Source organism: Sphingomonas sp. ASV193 (genome assembly GCF_040203355.1).
GTDB lineage: Bacteria > Pseudomonadota > Alphaproteobacteria > Sphingomonadales > Sphingomonadaceae > Sphingomicrobium.
Map to the genome: position 1 here is coordinate 156,179 of NZ_JBEHBW010000003.1, position 19,594 is coordinate 175,772.

General features: G+C 68.4%; 17 protein-coding genes and 2 tRNA genes. 9 read left to right on the forward strand and 10 right to left on the reverse strand.

The features are described from left to right. The first annotated feature begins 46 nt into the window (after positions 1–46). Entirely contained in the window at positions 47–3,376 is a 3,330-nt protein-coding gene (locus ABDK56_RS07020) for a TonB-dependent receptor (protein ID WP_349807487.1), read from the forward strand. Between the two features lie 129 nt (positions 3,377–3,505). On the opposite strand, the gene ABDK56_RS07025 is transcribed toward ABDK56_RS07020, so the two are convergent. From ABDK56_RS07025 to ABDK56_RS07035, 3 genes are all read right to left on the reverse strand, one after another. After that, a complete protein-coding gene (locus ABDK56_RS07025; protein ID WP_349807488.1) occupies positions 3,506–4,945 on the reverse strand; it encodes a tetratricopeptide repeat-containing sulfotransferase family protein in 1,440 nt (479 codons plus the stop codon). Positions 4,946–4,969: 24 nt separating this feature from the next. Beyond that, positions 4,970–7,546: an ATP-dependent chaperone ClpB gene (gene clpB, locus ABDK56_RS07030; protein ID WP_349807489.1), complete on the reverse strand. Its 2,577-nt coding sequence runs from the start codon at positions 7,544–7,546 to the stop codon at positions 4,970–4,972. Between the two features lie 71 nt (positions 7,547–7,617). Continuing rightward, positions 7,618–8,397 carry a hypothetical protein gene (locus ABDK56_RS07035; protein WP_349807490.1) on the reverse strand — a complete coding sequence of 260 codons (780 nt, stop codon included), beginning with the start codon at positions 8,395–8,397 and terminating at the stop codon, positions 7,618–7,620. A 79-nt stretch (positions 8,398–8,476) separates the two neighbouring features. Between ABDK56_RS07035 and ABDK56_RS07040 the strand changes: the two genes are divergently transcribed. The 3 genes from ABDK56_RS07040 (at position 8,477) to ABDK56_RS07050 (ending at position 10,279) form a co-directional block, all read left to right on the forward strand. After that, on the forward strand, positions 8,477–8,794 hold the full coding sequence (locus ABDK56_RS07040; RefSeq protein ID WP_349807491.1) for a polyhydroxyalkanoic acid system family protein: 318 nt from the start codon (positions 8,477–8,479) through the stop codon (positions 8,792–8,794). A 24-nt stretch (positions 8,795–8,818) separates the two neighbouring features. Beyond that, the gene (locus ABDK56_RS07045; RefSeq protein WP_349807492.1) at positions 8,819–10,120 is read left to right on the forward strand and encodes an FAD-dependent oxidoreductase; all 1,302 of its coding nucleotides are present in this window, start codon (positions 8,819–8,821) and stop codon (positions 10,118–10,120) included. Between the two features lie 82 nt (positions 10,121–10,202). Beyond that, positions 10,203–10,279, forward strand: a tRNA-Pro gene (locus tag ABDK56_RS07050). A 167-nt stretch (positions 10,280–10,446) separates the two neighbouring features. Here ABDK56_RS07050 and ABDK56_RS07055 read toward each other — a convergent pair. The 6 genes from ABDK56_RS07055 to ABDK56_RS07080 form a co-directional block, all read right to left on the reverse strand. After that, positions 10,447–11,142, reverse strand: a complete 696-nt coding sequence (locus tag ABDK56_RS07055) for a type 1 glutamine amidotransferase domain-containing protein (protein WP_349807493.1) — start codon at positions 11,140–11,142, stop codon at positions 10,447–10,449. A gap of 82 nt (positions 11,143–11,224) precedes the next feature. Continuing rightward, positions 11,225–11,941: an EF-hand domain-containing protein gene (locus ABDK56_RS07060; protein WP_349807494.1), complete on the reverse strand. Its 717-nt coding sequence runs from the start codon at positions 11,939–11,941 to the stop codon at positions 11,225–11,227. Positions 11,942–12,017: 76 nt separating this feature from the next. Continuing rightward, positions 12,018–12,761, reverse strand: a complete 744-nt coding sequence (locus ABDK56_RS07065; RefSeq protein WP_349807798.1) for a class II aldolase/adducin family protein — start codon at positions 12,759–12,761, stop codon at positions 12,018–12,020. Positions 12,762–12,829: 68 nt separating this feature from the next. Then, a complete protein-coding gene (gene maiA / locus ABDK56_RS07070; RefSeq protein WP_349807495.1) occupies positions 12,830–13,471 on the reverse strand; it encodes a maleylacetoacetate isomerase in 642 nt (213 codons plus the stop codon). Positions 13,472–13,502: 31 nt separating this feature from the next. After that, a complete protein-coding gene (locus tag ABDK56_RS07075; RefSeq protein WP_349807496.1) occupies positions 13,503–13,907 on the reverse strand; it encodes an acyl-CoA thioesterase in 405 nt (134 codons plus the stop codon). Further along, complete coding sequence (locus ABDK56_RS07080; RefSeq protein WP_349807497.1) at positions 13,904–15,949, reverse strand: S9 family peptidase; 2,046 nt, start codon at positions 15,947–15,949, stop codon at positions 13,904–13,906. The genes ABDK56_RS07075 and ABDK56_RS07080 overlap by 4 nt, the downstream gene beginning before the upstream one ends. A 65-nt stretch (positions 15,950–16,014) precedes the next feature. Here ABDK56_RS07080 and ABDK56_RS07085 point away from each other — a divergent pair, with 65 nt between their 5' ends. From ABDK56_RS07085 to ABDK56_RS07095, 3 genes are read left to right on the forward strand one after another with little or no spacing between them, the layout of a single operon-like run. Next, positions 16,015–17,808: an aminopeptidase P family protein gene (locus tag ABDK56_RS07085; protein WP_349807498.1), complete on the forward strand. Its 1,794-nt coding sequence runs from the start codon at positions 16,015–16,017 to the stop codon at positions 17,806–17,808. A 22-nt stretch (positions 17,809–17,830) separates the two neighbouring features. Further along, on the forward strand, positions 17,831–17,998 hold the full coding sequence (locus ABDK56_RS07090; protein ID WP_349807499.1) for a hypothetical protein: 168 nt from the start codon (positions 17,831–17,833) through the stop codon (positions 17,996–17,998). 40 nt (positions 17,999–18,038) lie between these two features. After that, a complete protein-coding gene (locus ABDK56_RS07095; RefSeq protein WP_349807500.1) occupies positions 18,039–18,845 on the forward strand; it encodes an ATP-grasp fold amidoligase family protein in 807 nt (268 codons plus the stop codon). On the opposite strand, the gene ABDK56_RS07100 is transcribed toward ABDK56_RS07095, so the two are convergent. Continuing rightward, positions 18,842–18,970 (reverse strand): hypothetical protein, encoded by a 129-nt coding sequence (locus ABDK56_RS07100; protein ID WP_349807501.1) that lies wholly within the window; start codon positions 18,968–18,970, stop codon positions 18,842–18,844. The two genes, ABDK56_RS07095 and ABDK56_RS07100, sit on opposite strands and share 4 nt — an antisense overlap. Positions 18,971–19,062: 92 nt before the next feature. Between ABDK56_RS07100 and ABDK56_RS07105 the strand changes: the two genes are divergently transcribed. Together ABDK56_RS07105 and ABDK56_RS07110 are read left to right on the forward strand one after the other, a co-directional pair. Next, positions 19,063–19,137 (forward strand) — tRNA-Thr (locus tag ABDK56_RS07105). Between the two features lie 277 nt (positions 19,138–19,414). Then, positions 19,415–19,576: a Flp family type IVb pilin gene (locus ABDK56_RS07110; RefSeq protein ID WP_349807502.1), complete on the forward strand. Its 162-nt coding sequence runs from the start codon at positions 19,415–19,417 to the stop codon at positions 19,574–19,576. Positions 19,577–19,594: the final 18 nt, after the last annotated feature.

Sequence of the window (19,594 nt, forward strand, 5' to 3'; positions counted from 1 at the left end):
TCAAGCTTGAGTCCGTCAAGAGACGGCTCGGTCTCGGAGGAAATACATGAAGAAATCGATCTTGCGTGCGTCTGCCGCGTTGCAGACCATCGCCATCGTCGGAGCGGGTGCTGCCGTGTTTGCGGCTGCCCCGGCTGCCGCGCAGGACTACACAACGGGCGCGCTGCTTGGCACCGTGACCAACAACTCGGGCGCCCCGGTCGCCGGCGCGACGGTCAGCCTGACCAGTGCCGCTCAGGGCCAGACCCGCACCTTCGTGACCGACGGCAGCGGTAACTTCACCGCCGCCGGCCTTGTCCCGGGCCAGTACAACCTGAGCGTCAGCGCCGCGGGTTACAGCAAGTCGCAGGACACGATCACGATCACCGCCGCTCAGCAGAGCACGGTTACCGTCGGCCTGCAGACGCAGGCGCTCGGCAGCAACGAGATCGTCGTCACCGGCCGTGCGCGCCAGCGTGCGACGCAGGCCGCGACCGGCCTCAACATCGACGTCCAGGCGGTCAATGCGAACGCCCCGATCGCGCACAGCGTGACCGCGATCGCCCTGCTGGCCCCGACGGTGCAGCGCGGCGTCACCGGCTTCGGCGACGTGCCGACGGTCGGCGGTTCGTCGGTCGCCGAGAACGCCTACTATGTGAACGGCCTCAACATCACCAACCCGGACACCTATGTCGGGTCGGCGCGCGTGCCGTTCTATTTCTACAAGAACCTCGACGTGCAGACCGGCGGCTACCAGGCCGAATTCGGTCGTGCGACCGGCGGCGTGCTCAACGCGACCACCAAGTCGGGCACCAACGATCCGTTCATCGCGCTCCACTTCGACTGGGAGCCGCGCAGCCTGGAGGGTTACAGCCCGAACATCGGCCTCGCGACGAACCCGTCGACGATCGGCCGCATGAGCAAGCATGATTCGAAGCAGCTGACCCTCGAGGCCGGCGGCGCGATCATCCCGGATCACCTGTTCATCTACGGGTTGATCTCGGCCAACCGTCAGACCGACGAGGCGGCTTCGAGCACCACCTTCTACCGCACCAAGAACAATGATCCGTTCTACGGCGGCAAGCTCGATGCGTACATCAACCCGACGCAGCACTTCGAGTTCACGATCTTCGACACCCGCAACGTCGGCTACCAGACCGCGTACGAGTTCACGCCGAACAGCAACTTCACCGGTGGTACCATCGGTGCGTCGCAGGGCACGCAGAAGATCTTCGACGGTGGCCTGAACTGGGTCGCGCGCTACACCGGCGACGTCACCCCGTGGCTGACCCTGTCGGGCGCGTACGGCGTCAACAAGGACGACTCGAGCGTCCTGCCGTCGTCGACGAGCAACTACTACGTCCAGGATCGCCGTCCGGAAACGACGGGCGGCGCGACGGTCGTCGTCTCGGCCGACCAGCCGTTCGCGACCCAGGCGATCAACAAGACCCGTCGCCGGTTCTACCGCGGCGATGCCGACATCCGCTTCACGGCGGCCGGCCAGCATCACGTCCGTTTCGGCTTCGACAACGAAGACCTGAGCGAAGACAAGATCACTTCGGCGGTCGGCACGCTTCCGGTCCTCTATCGCTACCGGGCGAACGGCATCCAGGTGATCTACGAGCGGCTCGGCGGCCACGTGTCGGCGACCGACACGGCCTATTATGCCGAAGACTCGTGGACGACCCCGGTCGATGGCCTGACGGTGAACTTCGGCATCCGCGACGACATCTTCAAGCAGGCGAACCTGTCGGGTGAGCAGTATCTGAACTTCAAGAACAACTGGGGCCCGCGCGTCGCGTTCAGCTACTCGCCGCCGTCGCTCCAGAATTGGAAGTTCTTCGGCAGCTACGGCCGTTATTTCATCCCGCCGGCGATGAACCTCGGCTTCCGCGGCCGCGACGACTATTTCGCCGAATATTTCGCCTATCCGGGTCAGGATCCGTCGGGTCGTCCGACGTCGGCGCAGCGCGCTGCCTTCAAGTATGACCCGACCACGGGTCTGCCGCTTGGGCCGATCGGGCCGGCGCTGACCTTCCTCGGGAACTCGGGCTATGCCTCGGCCTGTCCGGAAGACCTGTCGGCGGCCCCCGGCTCGCCGCAGAACGGGGCGAACACCTGCCTCGTGTTCGGCGCGAACGTCCAGAACCCGGCGATCGCCAAGATCGTCCCGGGCACCAAGGCGACCTACGAAGACGAGTTCATTCTCGGCACCCGCTATCAGGCGACGCCGCGGCTGAGCTTTGGCATCAACGGCATCTACCGGAAGCTTAAGCGCGTTTCGGAAGACACCGATTTCGCGCCGCAGCTGGCGGATCACTTCTGCCCGAGTGCGACCTACGATGCGGACGGCAACCCGACCAACCTGGCGGGCCAGCAGTGCGACTTCTACAGCAACAACAGCGCCTACTACATCTGGAACGTCGGCCAGTCGTCGATCACGCTCAACGACTGGTACCTGGCCACGAAGGGCCAGGTCTCGCCGGTCACGCTGACGGGCCTGACGTTCCCGAAGCCGAAGCGCACGTACAAGGCGATCATCCTCGACTTCAACCGCACCGACGACGGTGTCTGGTTGGCGAGCGGGTCGGTCACCTGGTCGAAGCTGAAGGGTAACACCGAAGGCACCGTGAAGTCGGACGCCGGCAACGGCGCGCAGACCGACGCGGGTTCGACGCAGGACTTCGACTACCTCGGCCTGTCGGACTACTCGTACGGCCTGCTGCCGAACGATCACCGTTGGCAGTTCAAGCTGTTCGGCGGCTATCACTTCGGCAAGATGTTCACGCTCGGCGCGAATATCTTCGTGCAGTCGCCGATGCACGGGTCGTGCGAGGGTATCCACCCGACCGATTCGCATGCCGCGGGTTACGGTGCCTCGAGCTTCTACTGCGGTACCGGCCTGACCACGATCGATGGCACCCCGACCTACACGGGTCAGGCTCCGTCGCCGCGTGGCACCGGCTGGAAGTCGAACTGGCTGAAGCAGATCGACCTGTCGGCGCGCTTCAACGTGCCGCTGGGCGACAACGACCAGCGCAAGCTCACGCTGCGGGCGGACGTGTTCAACGTCTTCAACTCGCACGCGGTGATCCAGCGCTATGCGCAGCAGGAACAGGCTGCGAACGGAGACGGCACCTACATCGCGGATGTCCTTTACCGGACCCCGACGGCGTACCAGACGCCGCGCTACGTCCGCCTCGGGCTCGACCTGATGTGGGGTGGGCATTCGGCGCCGCCGCCGCCCCCGCCGCCGCCGCCGCCGCCGCCGCCCCCGCCCCCGGTGCAGACGCAGACCTGCCCGGACGGAACGGTGATCGACGCGACGGCGACCTGCCCGCCGCCGCCGCCGCCGCCGCCGCCGCCGCCTCCGCCCCCCGCCGGGGAGCGTGGCTAAGCACCGCGGCAGGGTCCGGTAACGGATCCGGCAAAAAAGAGGGGCCGCTCCTGGAAGGGAGCGGCCCTTTCTTGTTGTCGGGAATGCCGAGCGGGAAAGGGAGCGTCCGCTTCCCTCGCGCGCGACGGGCTACCCGTCGTAGCGATCGTAAAAAGGCTTGAGGTGCCTTGCGAAGGCCTCGGCCCGGCCGATTCGGCGCGTGGTGATCCTATCGTGCACCTGTCCCACGCTGGCGGTCCTTACGGCGCGCCCTTTTCGCGAGATTTGCTCAAGCCCGGCTTCGGTCTGCAGATCGAAATGACGCTGCAGCTTGAGCGCCCATTCGCCGGGACGTTCGACCAGCGATTCGTAAGGGACAGCGAGGATTTGTTCTGGGAAGCATTGCTGCCAATGATCGAACAGCCGGTCTTCCATGCGCATGAAGTCGGCGATTGCAGCCAAGGAATTGGTCCATGGAAGGCCGCCGGCGAAGTAGGTGGCGAAGCACGACAACGCGACATCCCCGGGATTGCGTCGTAGCCAGGCGATCTTTGCATCGGGCATCGCATGGAGCATGAGTCCGACCATCAGGCCCTGATTGAGAGATTTGTCGACGATCAGGGACGACGACCGGAAATGGCGGTCGACCAGCCCGGCATAATCCCGCGCAATGTCGCCCCACGGGTCGGACGACCCGCGCTTTTCCTGATAGGCCACAGCTGTCGCCAGCGTCCCGCCCGCGGGCAGCAGCGCAGCCCCGAAGAGGTTGAGTTCGGCCCCGTCCAAGACGTTCGAATGGCTGAGGAGGATCTGCTCGGTCAGGGTCGTCCCCGATCGGGGCATGCCGGTGACGAACAGGGACCTTTGTCCTTCGAAGGTCGAGGGAGCCAGGCGCTCGGCGAAATCGGGGCCGTACTCCGTCACCGTCCGGTCCGCCGCCCGCAGCAGTCCGGTAAGGTCGACCGGCCGGGCCCCGAAACTGATCGCCGCTCCCTTCCGATAATAATCGAAGGCACGGTCGACATCGCCGATGTCTTCCCACGCCTTGCCTAGGCCGTGCATCAGGCTTGCGCGTGCCTCGGGCGGCGCTGCGTGCAAACTCTCAAGACGCTCCATCGCGGCGATGTCAGGATCGCCGGGGACGAAGGTCTTGATCATCGCGAGCGAGAACCAGGTGGGGAGCGATTCCGGGATTGCCGCGAGCGACTGGCGGAACAACTGCTCGGCCTCCTCGGCGCGACCGACTTGGCTGGCGACGGTCGCACGAAAATGAACGACATGAGGATTGTTTTGGACCGCGCTAGGCTGCCGTTCGAGGTCCGCTACCGCTTCCTGCGTGCGGCCGAACGTGGCGAGCGCAGACCACCAGCCGAGACGGGAAGAAATAGAACCGGGAACGACTGCCTGCCGTGCGGCCTCGATGGCAAGATCGGCCTCGCCGATATGCCCCGCCAGTTGCGCGACGCTGGCAAGGTTTTTCGGCGAGGTATTCCCTGGGGTGAGCTGCTTTGCGAGGAGAGCCGCCGCGCCACGACGGTCGCCGGCTCGCAACGCCTCGAGAGCCTGCGTGAAATAGGGGATCGACGGCATCGCCGCGGCTTGGGACAGGTGCCGTCAGGGTGTCAACACAAGCCCGCCGTCGCCCTCGTCGACCCTGACGGTCGAGCCGTCGCGGACCCGGCCGGAAAGGATTTCGTCGGCGAGCGGGTCCTGGAGGTATTTCTGGACCGCGCGCTTGAGCGGGCGCGCGCCGTAGACCGGGTCGTAGCCGACGCGGCCGAGCCAGGCGCGGGCCTCGGGGGTGAGGTCGAGCCGGATCTTGCGGTCCTCGAGCAGCCGGCCGAGCCGCGCGACTTGGATGTCGACGATCGGCGCCATGTGGCTCGCCGACAGGCGATGAAACAGGATGATCTCGTCGAGCCGGTTGAGGAATTCGGGGCGGAAATGGCCGCGCACGACCTCCATCACCTGAGGCTCGACCTTGGCGACGTCCTCGTCCTCGCCGAGATTGGCGAGATATTGCGAGCCGAGGTTCGAAGTGAGGATGATCAGCGTGTTGGTGAAGTCGACGGTGCGGCCCTGCCCGTCGGTCAGGCGGCCGTCGTCGAGCACCTGGAGCAGCACGTTGAACACGTCGCCGTGCGCCTTTTCGACCTCGTCGAACAGCACGACCTGGTAGGGGCGGCGGCGGACCGCCTCGGTCAGCACGCCGCCTTCCTCGTAACCGACATAGCCCGGGGGTGCGCCGATCAGCCGGGCGACCGCGTGCTTTTCCATGAACTCGCTCATGTCGATGCGGACCATCGCGCTGTCGTCGTCGAACAGGAAGCCGGCGAGCGCCTTGGTTAGCTCGGTCTTGCCGACCCCGGTCGGGCCGAGGAACAGGAACGAGCCGAGCGGGCGGTTGGGGTCCTGCAGCCCCGCGCGGGCGCGGCGGACCGCGGCGGAGACCGCCTTGACCGCGTCTTCCTGGCCGATGACGCGCGCGCCGATGGTCGCTTCCATCGCCAGCAGCTTCTCGCGCTCGCCTTCCATCATCCGCTCGGCGGGGACGCCGGTCCAGCGGCTGACCACCGAGGCGATGTCGTCGGCGGTGACTTCCTCGCGAAGCATCGCGCCCGCGCTGGCGGTGGCGGCGTCGGCGAGCTTCTTCTCAAGCTCGGGGATGCGCCCGTATTGAAGCTCTCCGGCCTTGGCGAGGTCGCCACCCCGCTGCGCCTGTTCGAGCTCGATGCGCGCGGCGTCGAGCTCGGCCTTGACCGAGGCCTCGCCTGCGATCTTTTCCTTTTCGGCGAGCCAGCGCGCGGTCAGCTCGCTCGACTGCTGCTCGAGGTTGGCGAGCTCCTGTTCAAGCCGCGCCAACCGCTCCTTCGAGGCGGCGTCGCTTTCCTTTTTCAGCGCCTCGCGCTCGATCTTGAGCTGGATGATGCGGCGGTCGAGGGTCTCGATTTCCTCGGGTTTCGATTCGACCTCCATGCGCAGCCGCGAGGCGGCCTCGTCCATCAGGTCGATCGCCTTGTCGGGCAGGAAGCGGTCGGCGATGTAGCGGTTGGACAGCGTCGCCGCCGCGACCAGCGCCGCGTCGGTGATCCGCACCCCGTGGTGGAGCTCGTACTTCTCCTTCAATCCGCGCAGGATCGAGATGGTGTCGGCCACGGTCGGCTCCCCGACGAACACCGGCTGGAAGCGTCGTTCGAGCGCGGCATCCTTTTCGACATGCTTGCGATATTCGTCGAGCGTGGTCGCGCCGATCACGTGGAGCTCGCCGCGCGACAGGGCGGGCTTGAGCAGGTTACCCGCGTCCATCGCGCCCTCGCCCTTCCCGGCGCCGACCAGCGTGTGCATCTCGTCGATGAACAGGATGATCGCGCCGTCGGATTGCTTGACCTCGTCGATCACGCCCTTGAGCCGTTCCTCGAACTCGCCGCGATATTTCGCGCCGGCGATCAGCGCGCCCATGTCGAGGCTGAGCAGCTGGCGGTCCTTGAGCCCGTCGGGGACGTCGCCGTTGGCGATGCGCAGCGCGAGGCCTTCGGCGATCGCGGTCTTGCCGACGCCGGGCTCGCCGATCAGCACCGGGTTGTTCTTGGTGCGGCGGGCGAGGACCTGCACGGTGCGACGGATTTCCTCGTCGCGGCCGATGACCGGGTCGAGCTTGCCGTCGCGCGCGCGCGCGGTGAGGTCGACGGTATATTTCTTGAGCGCGTCGTAGCGGTCTTCGGACCCCTGCGTATCGGCGGTGCGTCCGCCGCGAAGCTTGTCGATCGCCGCGTTGAGCGCCTGCGGGGTAAGGCCCGCGTCGGCGAGCGCCTTGCCCTCGGCGCTGCCCTTGGCGAGCGCGAAGGCGAGCAGGATGCGCTCGACCGTGACGTAGCTGTCGCCCGCCCTGGTCGCGATCTCCTGCGCGCTGTCGAGCACGCGCAGCAGGTCGCCGTCGACGCCGGGGGCGCTGGTCGCGCCGCTGCCGGTCACCGCCGGTTCCTTCGCCACCAGCGCGTCGACCGCGCGGCGCGCGGCCTTGCCGTCGCCGCCCGCGGCGTCGATCAGCCCGACCGCCATGCCCTGCTCGTCGTCGAGCAGCGCCTTGAGGTAATGCGCCGGGGTGATCCGCTGGTGATGCTCGCGCACCGCGATGGTCTGCGCCGCCTGCAGGAAGCCGCGCGCCCGGTCGGTCAGTTTCTCGAAATCCATGTCAGCCCCTCGGTCGTCGTTCGGCGGCGATGTGGTGTGTTATTCGCGCAACACAAGGGGCGCAAATACGGTCAGGGGGTAGGGGCCAGCGGGTCGGGTTTCTCGTCGAGCCTGAGCGGGACAACAGGGGTCGGCGGCATTTGAGGCAGGGGGGTCGTGCCGAACGGCAGCGCGCCCTCGGCCAGCACTGCCGGGCAGCCCCATCCGCCGTGCGCGCCGGCCGTCCCCCATTCGCGCGCCTTGCGGGCGTCGATGTGGAAGCGCAGCCCCTTGTAGAAGCCGAGGCCGATGCTGTTCCACCCGCCGCTGGCGACGTGGAGCCGGCACAGCCGGACCATCAGTTCCTCGCGGCTGATCGGGGTTAGCGGGACCATGTCGACCGCGCCGCCGGTCATGTGCGTGCTGGTCGGCGCGCCCTTGGCGCAGGCGTTGAGCGCGGGGTTTCGATAGTTGCTGACCGGCTCGACCGGGCCGACCGCGGGGACGACATAGGCGCCGATGTAGCGCAGCGCGACGACGAGGTTGGGCCAGGTATCGGGCGGGGGGATGTCGTAGGGCTGCGCGCCGCACCTCTGCCAGTCGCTGGCGGTGCGCAGCAGCTGCCACGTCGGGGCGACCCCGCCGACGCCGTTGGCGACGAGATAGTCGTTGAACGACTTCACATAGGTCGCGCGGATCGGGTCGGCGGCGACCCAGCGGCGGTAACCGGGCTCGTCCTGCCCGGGGGTAACATAATCGGCGGCCGGGTCGTACCCCGGGGTGCGGGTGCCGGGGAGCCATTGCGCGCTGCCGCTTCCGGCGAAGAGGACGCAGAACAAAGCGGCGGACGACAGAGCGGCGACTTGGCGCATGATGCCAGCCTACACCCGCGCGCGCGGTTGAAAAGGCGCGCGGTTGAAAAGGGCGGGGCGGCCTCCCATCATCGCATCCATGAGCCAGCCGATCGATGTCGACATCCCGCACCAGCTCGGCAAGGCCGAGGCCCGCCGCCGCCTCGAGACCAATATCGGGTCGCTCGAGCGCCATATCCCGGGCGGGGCGGCGGTCGCCAACCGCTGGGACGGCGACACGCTCCACCTGACGATCCACGCGATGGGGCAGGCGGTCGAAAGCCAGATCGACGTGCGCGACGCGCTGGTCCATTGCCGCGTGCTGCTGCCCGGGATGCTCGGGCTATTCGCGGGGCCGATCGCTGCGGCGCTGAAAAGCCAGGGTTCCAACTTGCTGCTCGAGGACAAGCGCGCCTAGACTCCGGCGACAGGGAGTCGCCGCATGCGCCATTTCGCGATCGTCGGTTCGGGGCCGGCGGGATTCTACACCGCCGAGGCGCTGGCGAAGGCCTATGGCGCGGGCGCGGCGATCGACCTGATCGACAAGCTGCCGGTGCCCTACGGGCTGATCCGCTTCGGGGTCGCGCCGGACCACCAGTCGATCAAGGCAGTCAGCCGCCGTTACGAGCAGGTCGCCGAGAGCGAGGGGGTGCGCTTCATCGGCAACGTCGCGGTCGGCGAGGCGGTGTCGGTCGATCAACTGCTCGGCCTCTACGACGCGGTCGTGCTGGCGACCGGCGCCCCGCACGACCGCGCGCTCGGCATCGCGGGCGAGAATTTGCCCGGCGTGGTCGGGTCGGCGGCGTTCGTCGGCTGGTACAACGGGCACCCCGACTTCGCTGACCTCGACCCGCCGCTCGATGGCGAGGCCGCGGTGGTGATCGGCAACGGCAATGTCGCGCTCGACGTCGCGCGAATCCTCAGCAAGACGCGCGACGAGTTCGCCGGGGCGGACATCGTCAACCACGCGATCGATGCGCTCGACCATAGCCGGCTCCGCACGATCACCCTGCTCGGGCGGCGCGGGCCGCACCAGATCGCAATGACGCCGAAGGAGTTGGGCGAGCTCGGCCATCTCGCTGCCGCCTCGCCCGAAGTCGATCCGGGCGATCTTCCCGACGAGGGCGCGGACGCCGCGCTCGAGCCCGGGATGCGCAAGTCGGTGGCGCATTTGCGCGGGTTCGTCGCGCCCGACGCGGCCAGGCCCAAGCGGATCGTGTTCGATTTCTTCGCGCGGCCGGTGCGGATCGAGGGCGAGGGGCGCGCCGAACGGGTGATCGTCGAGCGGACCCGGCTCGACGGCGCGCGGGCGGTCGGGACCGGCGAGGAATATGCGGTGCCGGCGCGCCTCGTGGTCAGCTGCATCGGCTATGCCGCGCCGCCGATCGGCGGGGTGCCCTATGACCAGACAGGCGGCCGCTACGCCAACGAGGAGGGTCGAATCGCCGACCGGTTGTTCGCCGTCGGCTGGGCGCGGCGCGGGCCGTCGGGGACGATCGGCACCAACCGCCCCGACGGGCAGGAAGTCGCCGCCCAGATCGCCGCCGCGATGCCCGAGGGGTCGGACGGCGGGAAGGCGGGCCACGAGGGACTGGCGGCGTTGCTGGGCGCGCGCGGCGTCCATCCGACCAGCTTCGACGACTGGCGGACGATCGAGGCCGCCGAGGTGGCCGCGGCGCGCGCCGGGGCCCCGCGCGAGAAGTTCGTCCGGCACACCGACTGGCTGTCGCTGCTCGGCCGGTGAATATCGCGGTTGCGCTCGGGGAAAGGCGCGGCTAGGAAGCCCGCGCCTTGGCTCTCGTGCGCTGGCGCGCGCGGGTTCCGGTCGGGGAGTAGCTCAGCCTGGTAGAGCACTGTCTTCGGGAGGCAGGGGCCGGAGGTTCGAATCCTCTCTCCCCGACCATCATTCGCGGGCAAGCAACCGGGGGGTGCGTGCGCGCGCATGATCCGCCGGACGGCGAGCCGACATAATATGCAGCGCCTGCCTCAGCCCTCGTCGGATTGACGCGCCCGACGGACGCGACGCCGACACCCCGTCACGGGATGTCGGCGCCTGTGGTTCACCTTATCTCAGGCGGGTTGTTTCGCTTCCTCGAGCACCTTGAGCAGCGCTTCGGCCGCGGGTTCGCTCGACGGCGGGTTCTGGCCGGTGATCAGCAGCCCGTCGGTCACGACATAGGGCTCGAACTTGCCTTTCTTCGAATAATCGGCGCCCTTCGCCTTGAGCGCGTCCTCGAGCAGGAACGGGACGACTTCGGTCAGCCCGACCGCCTCTTCCTCCTCGTTGGTGAAGCCGGTCAGCTTGCGGCCTTCGACGAGCGGTTTGCCGGTCGCGTCGACCACATCCTTGAGCACGCCCGGGGCGTGGCAGACCAGCGCGACCGGTTTGTCGGCCGTCAGCGTCGAGGCGATCAGCCGCTTCGACACCGGGTCCTCGGCGAGGTCCCACAGCGGGCCGTGGCCGCCGGGGTAGAAGACCGCGTCGAACGGCTGGTCGGCGACCTCGGCGAGCTTGCGCGTCGAGGCGAGCGCCTGCTGCGCGGCGGGGTCTGACTTGAACCGGCGGGTGGCGTCGGTCTGCGCGTCGGGCTCGTCGCTCTTGGGATCGAGCGGCGGCTGGCCGCCGGCGGGGCTGGCGAGCGTGATGTCGGCGCCGGCGTCCTTGAGCACGTAATAGGGGGCAGCGAACTCCTCGAGCCAGAAGCCGGTCTTCTTGCCCGTGTCGCCAAGCCGGTCGTGGCTGGTCAGGACCATCAGGATTTTCATCGGGACACCTTCGATTTCGGTTGTCCCCCGCCCGTCACCCAGATGGGAACGCACCCGGCGATGGTAAAGGGGTCGCCTGCCCCTAGCGCTGGACGGCGGTCTTCGGCAGCGTGGCGAGCGTCAGATAGCCCTGGTCGCCCGCCAGCAGCTTGAACCGGCGGCGGGCGGCGGCCATCATCTCGGCCTTCGTCACGCGGCCGTCGAAATTGCTGTCCATCGCGGTAATCGGCTCGGGAATCGGGACCAGCCCGAAGCGCCCGGCACCGCGCAACAGGTCGCTCTGAAAGGCGGCGGCGTTGATCCGGGCGAGGCGCGCCGCTTCGCCGCCGTCGTTGCCGTCGGACGGCCGGTCGTCGTCGTTGGCCGACTGGCCGCGCCCGCGATCCGCGCGCTTCGAGGCCATCTCGTCGTCGTCCCGGGTCTTGGCCGCGTCGGGCGAGCGCTTCGAATAGGCTTCCCCGCCGTGCCATGCGCCATCGGCGCGGCCGAGGATGCCGGGTAGCTCGTGATCCTCGTAGCCCTTGATCTCGTCGGGCGAGAGGATGCCGTCGTGGTTGATGTCGAGCCGGTCGAAATAGGCGGCGACATTGGCGATGAACTCGTAATCCTCGATCTTGCCGTCATGGTTGAGGTCGGCGGCGGCGAACCATTTGGCGGCCGGGTAAGGCTCGCCCGCGGCGGCGCGGAACGGCTCGCCCGAAGGGGCGACGAACAGCTGCGGGCGGCTCTGCGCGCTGGCGCTCGCGGCCACGGCGAGGGCGAGGGCCAGGCCGCTCGCGGCGAGGATCGGTCGGGGCATTGGCAAGGGTCTCCGCACGTCGGTGATTCGCGTTAGCCAGCGATAGCTGGCGCAAGGCTGAATGAAAGGGTGGCCATCAACTCGCGAACGAGGGATCGAGCCGGTAGGCCTTGCGCTTGAGCGCGGGCCACGCGAGCAGGTTGGCGGCGAGCTTGAGCCCGACCGAGCCCTGCGCGGCGGCGAGCTCGGGGGTGCCCTGCGGCGGGTTGTTGCACTTATTCCCCGCGCTCAGCGCCATGATCTGCGCCTCGCACGCGCGCTCGATGAAATAGAGCTTCACGAAACATTCGCCGACCGTGCCGCCGACCGCGAGCGTGCCGTGGTTGCGAAGGATCATTCCGCCCTTGTCGCCGAGGTCGGCGACCAGCCGCTCGCGCTCGTCGAGGTCGGTGGCGACGCCCTCGTAATCGTGGAAGGCGAGGTCGGAGCGGACCAGCATCGCGGTCTGGGTAAGCGGCAGCAGTCCCTCCTCGTGCGCGCTGACCGCCTGCCCCGCTGGGGTGTGGAGGTGCATCACCGCCTGCGCGTCCTCGCGCGCCATGTGGATCGCCGAGTGGATGGTGAAGCCCGCCGGATTGGTGATGAACGGGGTCGGCTCGACCGGATTGCCGTGGACGTCGACCTTGACCAGCGAGGAGGCGGTGACCTCCTCGAACATCAGCTGGTAGGGGTTGAGGAGGAAATGATGCTCGGGCCCCGGCACTCGCGCCGAAAGGTGGGTGAAGATGAGATCGTCCCAGCCGTAGTGCGCGACCATCCGGTAGGCGGCGGCGAGGTCGACGCGGACCGCCCATTCCTCGGCGCTGACCTTGTCCTTCATCGGCGGGATGTCGAGTTCGGCAAGGGCGCGCGCGTCCTCGAAGCCGCGGTTCATCGTGTCGACCCGGTTCATGCGGGGACGTCCTGTCGTTCGGGATGGGCGGCGGCGAATGCCGGGTGCGCGCTCGCCGTCTCGTCGGCGCGGCGGAGCGTGGGATAGGGATCGATCGAGATCGAGAAGCGCCGCGCGTTGTAGAGCTGGGGGACGAGGCAGATGTCGGCGAGGCTGACCGCGTCGCCGAACAGGAAGGCGCCGGCGCGCGGGCGGGCGAGCAGCTCGAGCGCGGCGAGCCCCTCGGCGATCCAGTGGCGATACCATTCGTCCTTCGCCGCCTCGGGCTGGCCGAGCTCGCCGGTGAGATATTTGAGCACGCGGAGATTGTTGAGCGGATGGATGTCGCAGGCGACGGTCAGCGCGAGCCCGAGCACGTGCGCGCGGTCGGCGGCGTCCTTGGGCACGAACGGCGGGTCGGGGTAGTTGGCGTCGAGATAGTCGCAGATGGCGAGGCTCTGGCCGATCCGGTGGCCGTCGATCTCGAGCATCGGGATGAGCCCTTGCGGGTTCTTCATCCGGTAGCCGGCTTTTTTCTGCTCGCCGCTGGCGAGGCTGACGGGGCGCGATTCGTATTCGACGCCCTTGAGATTGAGCGCGATCCGCGCGCGATAGGCCGCCGACGAGCGAAAATAGTCGTAGAGGATCGGCCGGGCCATCGCGCGATGCTGCGCCCCGGCGCGCGGCGCGTCAATCGGCCAAAAACGGGGCGATCACCTCGGCGGGCACGCGCAGCGGACGGCCGGTCGCGCGGTCGAGGATCGCCCACTGGGTGCGGGCGCGGACGCGCGGTTTTCCGTCGGCACCGGTGAATTCCATGTGTCGGTCGAACCGCGCGCCCTTCGGCGCATCGCCGACCCAGGTGCGCGCGGTCACCGTCTCGCCCGGGAGAACCGCGCGCAGGTAATCGATCTCGTGCCGCACCACGACCCAGACGTAGGCGTCGTGGTGCGCCGGGTCGGCGACCGCGTGCCAATGCGCGACCGCGACGTCCTGGATCCACTTCACCCACACCGCATTGTTGACGTGGCCGAGCTCGTCGATGTCGGCCTCGGTCGCGGTGATCGACTGGGTATATGGCGGGCGCTCGCTCATGCGACCTGGGTCAGCACGAAGGCGTAGGCCTCGGCGAGTTCCTCGAGCGCGTTCCAGCGGCCCGACTTGCCGCCGTGGCCCGCGCCCATGTTGATCTTGAGGTAGAGCGGGTTGGTGTCGGTCTTGGTCGCGCGCAGTTTCGCCGCCCACTTGGCCGGCTCCCAGTAGGTGACGCGCGGGTCGGTCAGGCCGCCGGTGATCAGCATCGGCGGATAGGGCCTGGCGGCGACATTGTCGTAGGGACTGTAGCCGCGGATGAGGTCGAACGCGGCCTTGTCGACGATCGGGTTGCCCCACTCGGTCCATTCGCCGGGCGTCAGCGGCAGCGTGTCGTCGAGCATCGTGTTGAGCACGTCGACGAAGGGCACGTCGGCGACGACCGCGCCGTAAAGCTCGCCCGCCTGGTTGACCGCCGCGCCCATCAGCTCGCCGCCCGCCGACCCGCCCTGCGCGGCGACCCGGCCGGGCTTGGCATAGCCCGCATCGATCAGCCCCCTGGTCACATCGACGAAATCGTTGAACGCATTCTCGCGCTTCGTGAGCTTGCCGTCGAGGAACCACTGGTAGCCGAGGTCGTCGCCGCCGCGGATGTGGGCGATGGCGAAGGCGAAGCCGCGATCGACGAGGCTGAGGCGCGTGACCGAGAAGCTCGGCGGGATCGCATAGCCGTAAGCGCCGTAGCCGTAGACGAACAGCTTGCCGCTGCCGTCCTTGGGGCTGTCCTTGCGGCGAAGCACCGAGACCGGGACGCGCACCCCGTCTCGCGCCTCGATCATCAGCCGCTCGGTGACATAGTCGCCCGCGTCGTAACCCGACGGGATTTCCTGGACCTTTAGCACCTCGAGCGCGCGGGTCGCCGGGTGGTAGTCGTAGACGGTCTGCGGGGTGACCATCGACGAATAGGCGAGGCGGTAGGCATCGGGAGCATATTCGGGGTTGCCGGCGAAGGCGGCGCTGTAGCTCGCCTCGGCGAACGGCACCCGCTCGGGCGCGCCGCCGTCGTAGGGGCGGAGCAGCAGCTGGTCGAGCCCATCGACCCGCGCGGTGACGAGCAGGTGATCGCGGTGGCTGGCGATCCCGCGAAGATAGGTGCGGTCGTCGCCGGCGATTTCCTCTCGCCACGCGCCGGGGTTGGCCGGGTCGGCGCTGGCGAGGCGGAAATTGACGTGGGTGTCGTTGGCGAGGATCCACAGCCGCCCGTGCGCGCTGTCGATTTCGTACTGGCGGTCGGGCGCGCGCGGCCTGACCAGCGTCAGCGGGCCGCTCGGGTCGGCGACGGAGACGAAGCGCACCTCGTTCGACGAGTTGTTGCCGGTCGAGATGACGATCCATTCGCGGTCGGTGGTGCGGTCGACGCCGACCGAAAAGGCGATGTCGTCTGTCTCTTCGTAGAGCGTCGTCGCCTCGCCCGAGCCGAGCCGCTGGTAGCGCGCGCGGTAGCTTCGCCACTGGTCGTTGACCTCGGTGAACACCAGCCCGCCGCTGTCGTTGGTCCAGACCGGTGCGCCGATCCCGACCTTGGTCAGCGTTTCGAGGTCCTGCCCGTTGGCGAGGTCACGGACGACCAGCTTGAACCGCTCCGACCCGTCGTCGTCGACCAGCGTCGCCAGCTTCGTGCCGTCGGGGGAGACCGCGAAGGCGCCGAGGCGGAAATAATCCTTGCCCTCGGCCTCGGCATTCTCGTCGAAGATCAGCGCCTCGGCGCCGCCGCCGACCGGGGTGCGGTACCACAGGCGGTACTGCGTCCCCGGCTTGAACGCCGAGCGGTAGAGGAAGGCCCCGTCGCGCACCGGGACGGTCGAATCGTCCTCCTTGATGCGGCCCTTCATCTCCTCGAACAATTCGGTGACGAGCGGCCGGTGCGGCGCCATCGCCGCTTCGAAATAGGCATTCTCCGCCTTCAGATAATCGAGCACCTCGGCGTCGGTGACCTCGGGGTAGCCGGGGTCGCGGAGCCAGTGCCACGGGTCGTCCCACGTCACGCCATGCGCCTCGTTGGTGTGCGGCTTCTGCGCGGCGAGCGGGGGCGGGGGCAGGGTCATTGGCACCTCATGGCTTGGCGGATCGCCGGTTCGGGGCCTATCTAGCGGCTGAAAAGGAGTTTGCCATGTCGTCCCACGCCGACCGCCTGAAAGCCCTTCGCGAGCAGTTGAAGGAGGACCGGCTCGACGGCTTCGTCGTGCCGCTGACCGACGAGCATATGAGCGAATATGTCGGCAGCTATGCCCAGCGGCTCGAATGGCTGACCGGGTTCAAGGGCTCGGCCGGGTCGGCGGTGGTGCTGCCGGAAGAGGCGGCGATCTTCACCGACGGGCGCTACACGCTGCAGGTGCGCCAGCAGGTCAGTCCGACCGAGTGGAGCTACGAATCGGTGCCGCAGACAAGCGCCGCCGAATGGCTCCGCGCGCATGCGCCGAAGGGGGCGCGGATCGGCTACGACCCGTGGCTGCATACCGCCGACTGGGTCAAGCAGGCGAGGGAGCAGCTCGCCGCCAAGGGGGCCGAACTGGTCGCGGTGGGCACGAACCCGATCGACAAGGTGTGGGCCGACCGCCCGGCGCCGTCGGACGCGCGGCTGGTGGTCCAGCGCGACGAGCTGGCGGGGCGTTCGTCGGCCGACAAGCGGCAGGAAATGGCCGACTGGCTGAGCGACAACAATGCCGACGCGGCGGTGCTGGCGGCGCTCGATTCGATCGCCTGGACGTTCAACGTGCGCGGCGCCGACGTCACCCACACCCCGGTCGCGCTCGCCTATGCGTTGGTCAACAGGGACGGCACCGCCGACCTGTTCGTCGCGGGCGACAAGGTCGACGCGCAAGTCGCCCAACACCTCGGCAACGGGGTGCGGCTGCACGAGCGCGACGCGTTCGAGGTTTATCTGAAGTCGATGGCGGGCAAGACCGTCGCGGTCGACCCCGAACGCTCGGTCGCGGCGATTTCGCAGGCGCTCGAGGCGGCGGGGGCCAAGGTATGGCGCGTGCGCGATCCCGCGGTGCTGCCCAAGGCGATCAAGAACCCGGTCGAGATCGCCGGGCACAAGTCCGCACAGGCGCGCGACGGGGCGGCGATCGCGCGCTTCGTCCGCTGGATCGAGACCGAGGCGCCCAAGGGCGGGCTCGACGAGCTTAAGGCGAGCGACAGGCTGCAAGCGTTTCGCGCCGAGGGCGGGCTGCTCAAGGATCTGTCGTTCGACACGATCAGCGGCAGCGGGCCGAACGGCGCGATCGTCCATTACAAGGCAAGCGAGGAAACTAACCGCCCGCTCGAGATGAACTCGCTCTACCTCGTCGATTCGGGCGGACAATATGAGGACGGCACCACCGACATCACCCGTACGCTGGTGATCGGCGAGCCGACCGAGGAGATGCGCGACCGCTTCACCCGCGTGCTGCAGGGACATATCGCGATCGCCACCGCGCTGTTTCCCAAGGGCACGCGCGGCTCGCAGCTCGACAGTTTCGCGCGGCGACCGTTGTGGGAGGCGGGGCTCGACTATGCCCATGGCACCGGCCACGGGGTCGGCGCCTTCCTCGCGGTGCACGAGGGGCCGCAGCGGATTTCGCCGGTCGGGTCGGGCCAGTCGGGCGGCGACGAGCCGCTCGCCGCCGGCATGATCCTTTCGAACGAGCCCGGTTATTACAAGGCGGGCGAATATGGCATCCGCATCGAGAACCTCGTGCTGACGGTCGAGAAACAGGTCGAGGGCGCGGAAAAGGAGATGCTCGGCTTCGACACGCTGACCTTCGCGCCGATCGAGCGGCGACTGGTCGTCAAGGACATGCTGTCGCCGAAAGAGCTGGCATGGCTCGACGCCTATCACGCCCAGGTGCTGGAGATCGTCGGGCCGCAGCTCGCGGGCGAGGACCGCGCCTGGCTCGAGGCGCAGTGCGCGCCGTTGTGAGCCGGGACCGGGGAGGGGTATCGTGACCAAGCGACTTCGGGGCGCCGGGCCACTGCTGTGGCTGCTGCTCGGCTGGGTGCTGGCGGCGCTTTATATCCTCGGGCCGCGGGTCGCGCTCAATCGCGGGCTCGACCGGCTGACCGCGGCGGGCCACGCGATCCAGCAACTGGTCGGCGCGCATCGCCGCTGACCCGCGCCGCGCGGCGCGAGGCGGGCGCAAGGCCGGGCGTTTGGGGCGCGCGTGGGTGGCGCTGCTCTATCGCTGGCGGCACGGCCGCTGGCCCGACTTCGATCGACCTACGCTGTTCACCGAATGGGTGCAGCGCCGCAAGCTCGACGACCGCGACCAGGCGCTGGCGCGGCTGACCGACAAGCTCGCCGGCAAGGCGATCGCGGTCGAACGGCTCGGCGCGGCGCGGGTGATCCCGACGCTGTGGAGCGGGGCGCGCCTCCCCGCCGATCCGCCCGGCGGCTATCCGCTGATGGTCAAGGCCAACCATGGCTGCGGCCAGTATCGCGTCGTGCGCGACCTTGCCGACTGGCGGCGCGCGGCGCGGGCGGCGCGCGCCTGGCGGCGGCGGCCTTATGGCGGGCTGCTCGGCGAATGGCATTATCGCGGGGCGCGGCGACTGGCGCTGGTCGAGCCGCTGGTCGGCGACGGGCGCGTGCCGCCGCTCGATTACAAGGTCTATGTCTTCGCCGGGCGCGCGGCGGTGGTCCAGCTGCACCTCGGCCGCGGCACCGGGCGGCACCGCTGGATCCAGTTCGACCGCGACTGGACACGGTTGTCGGCGGCCGACGGCGCGCCCGATCCCGCGCCGCCGGTCACGCTCGGCGAGATGCTTGCCGCCGCCGAGGCGATGGCGGGCGAGCTCGACTTCGTCCGGGTCGATTTCTACGAGGTCGAGGGCGGGCTGCTGTTCGGCGAATATTGCCTGTTTCCCGGCTCGGGGCTCGACCCGTTCGACCCGCGCTCGATCGACGAGAGGCTTGGCGACGCGTGGGCGGCGGCTCGCTCGGCCAAAGAGCGGCTTTAGTCGGCGGCGTCCTTTTCCGGCGCTTCGGGCGGGGTCGCCTCCCGACTCTGCGCCTTGCGCCGGCGAAGATTGTCGCGAAGCGCGGCGGCGAGGCGTTGCTCGCGGTCGGGGGTCGGCTTGGCCATGGGGGCGTTGCTATGGCGCAACGCCGTTCCCGGCAAGCGCCTTGACGCCCCGCGCCCGACCGGCCATAGGCCGCGCGTCTTTCCGACATCATGCTGCCGTAGCTCAGTGGTAGAGCGCATCCTTGGTAAGGCTGAGGTCGTGAGTTCAATCCTCACCGGCAGCACCACCTTCACAAAGAACCGTCCGGGGGACGCTTCTTTGTGAAGGTCCCACGCACGGCGTCCCGAGCCGTGCGGACCCTAAGTCCCGGGGGACGATTTTCTCTGAAGGTCCGCCGGATGGCGTTTTGAGCCGGGCGCGAAATTCGCCACGACGCGTTTACCCCTCGTTAAATTTCTGCGTTCAGATTGAATGTTAGGAGAATCTCGCCCCGGCGCGACCTTAACCATTTGGGAACCTGCGCGGCGAATAAGGGGACGGCATCAACGCCGAGGACCCACGCCATGAGCATGATTCGAACGATGATCCGTAACGACAAGGGCGCCACCGCGATCGAATATGGGCTGATCGCCTCGCTGATCTCGATCGCCGCGATCGCCGCCATGTCGGGGGTCGGATCGAAGCTGACGACAACCTACAACAACGTCTCCTCGCAGCTCGGCTAAGGCCGGACCGGGCGAGGG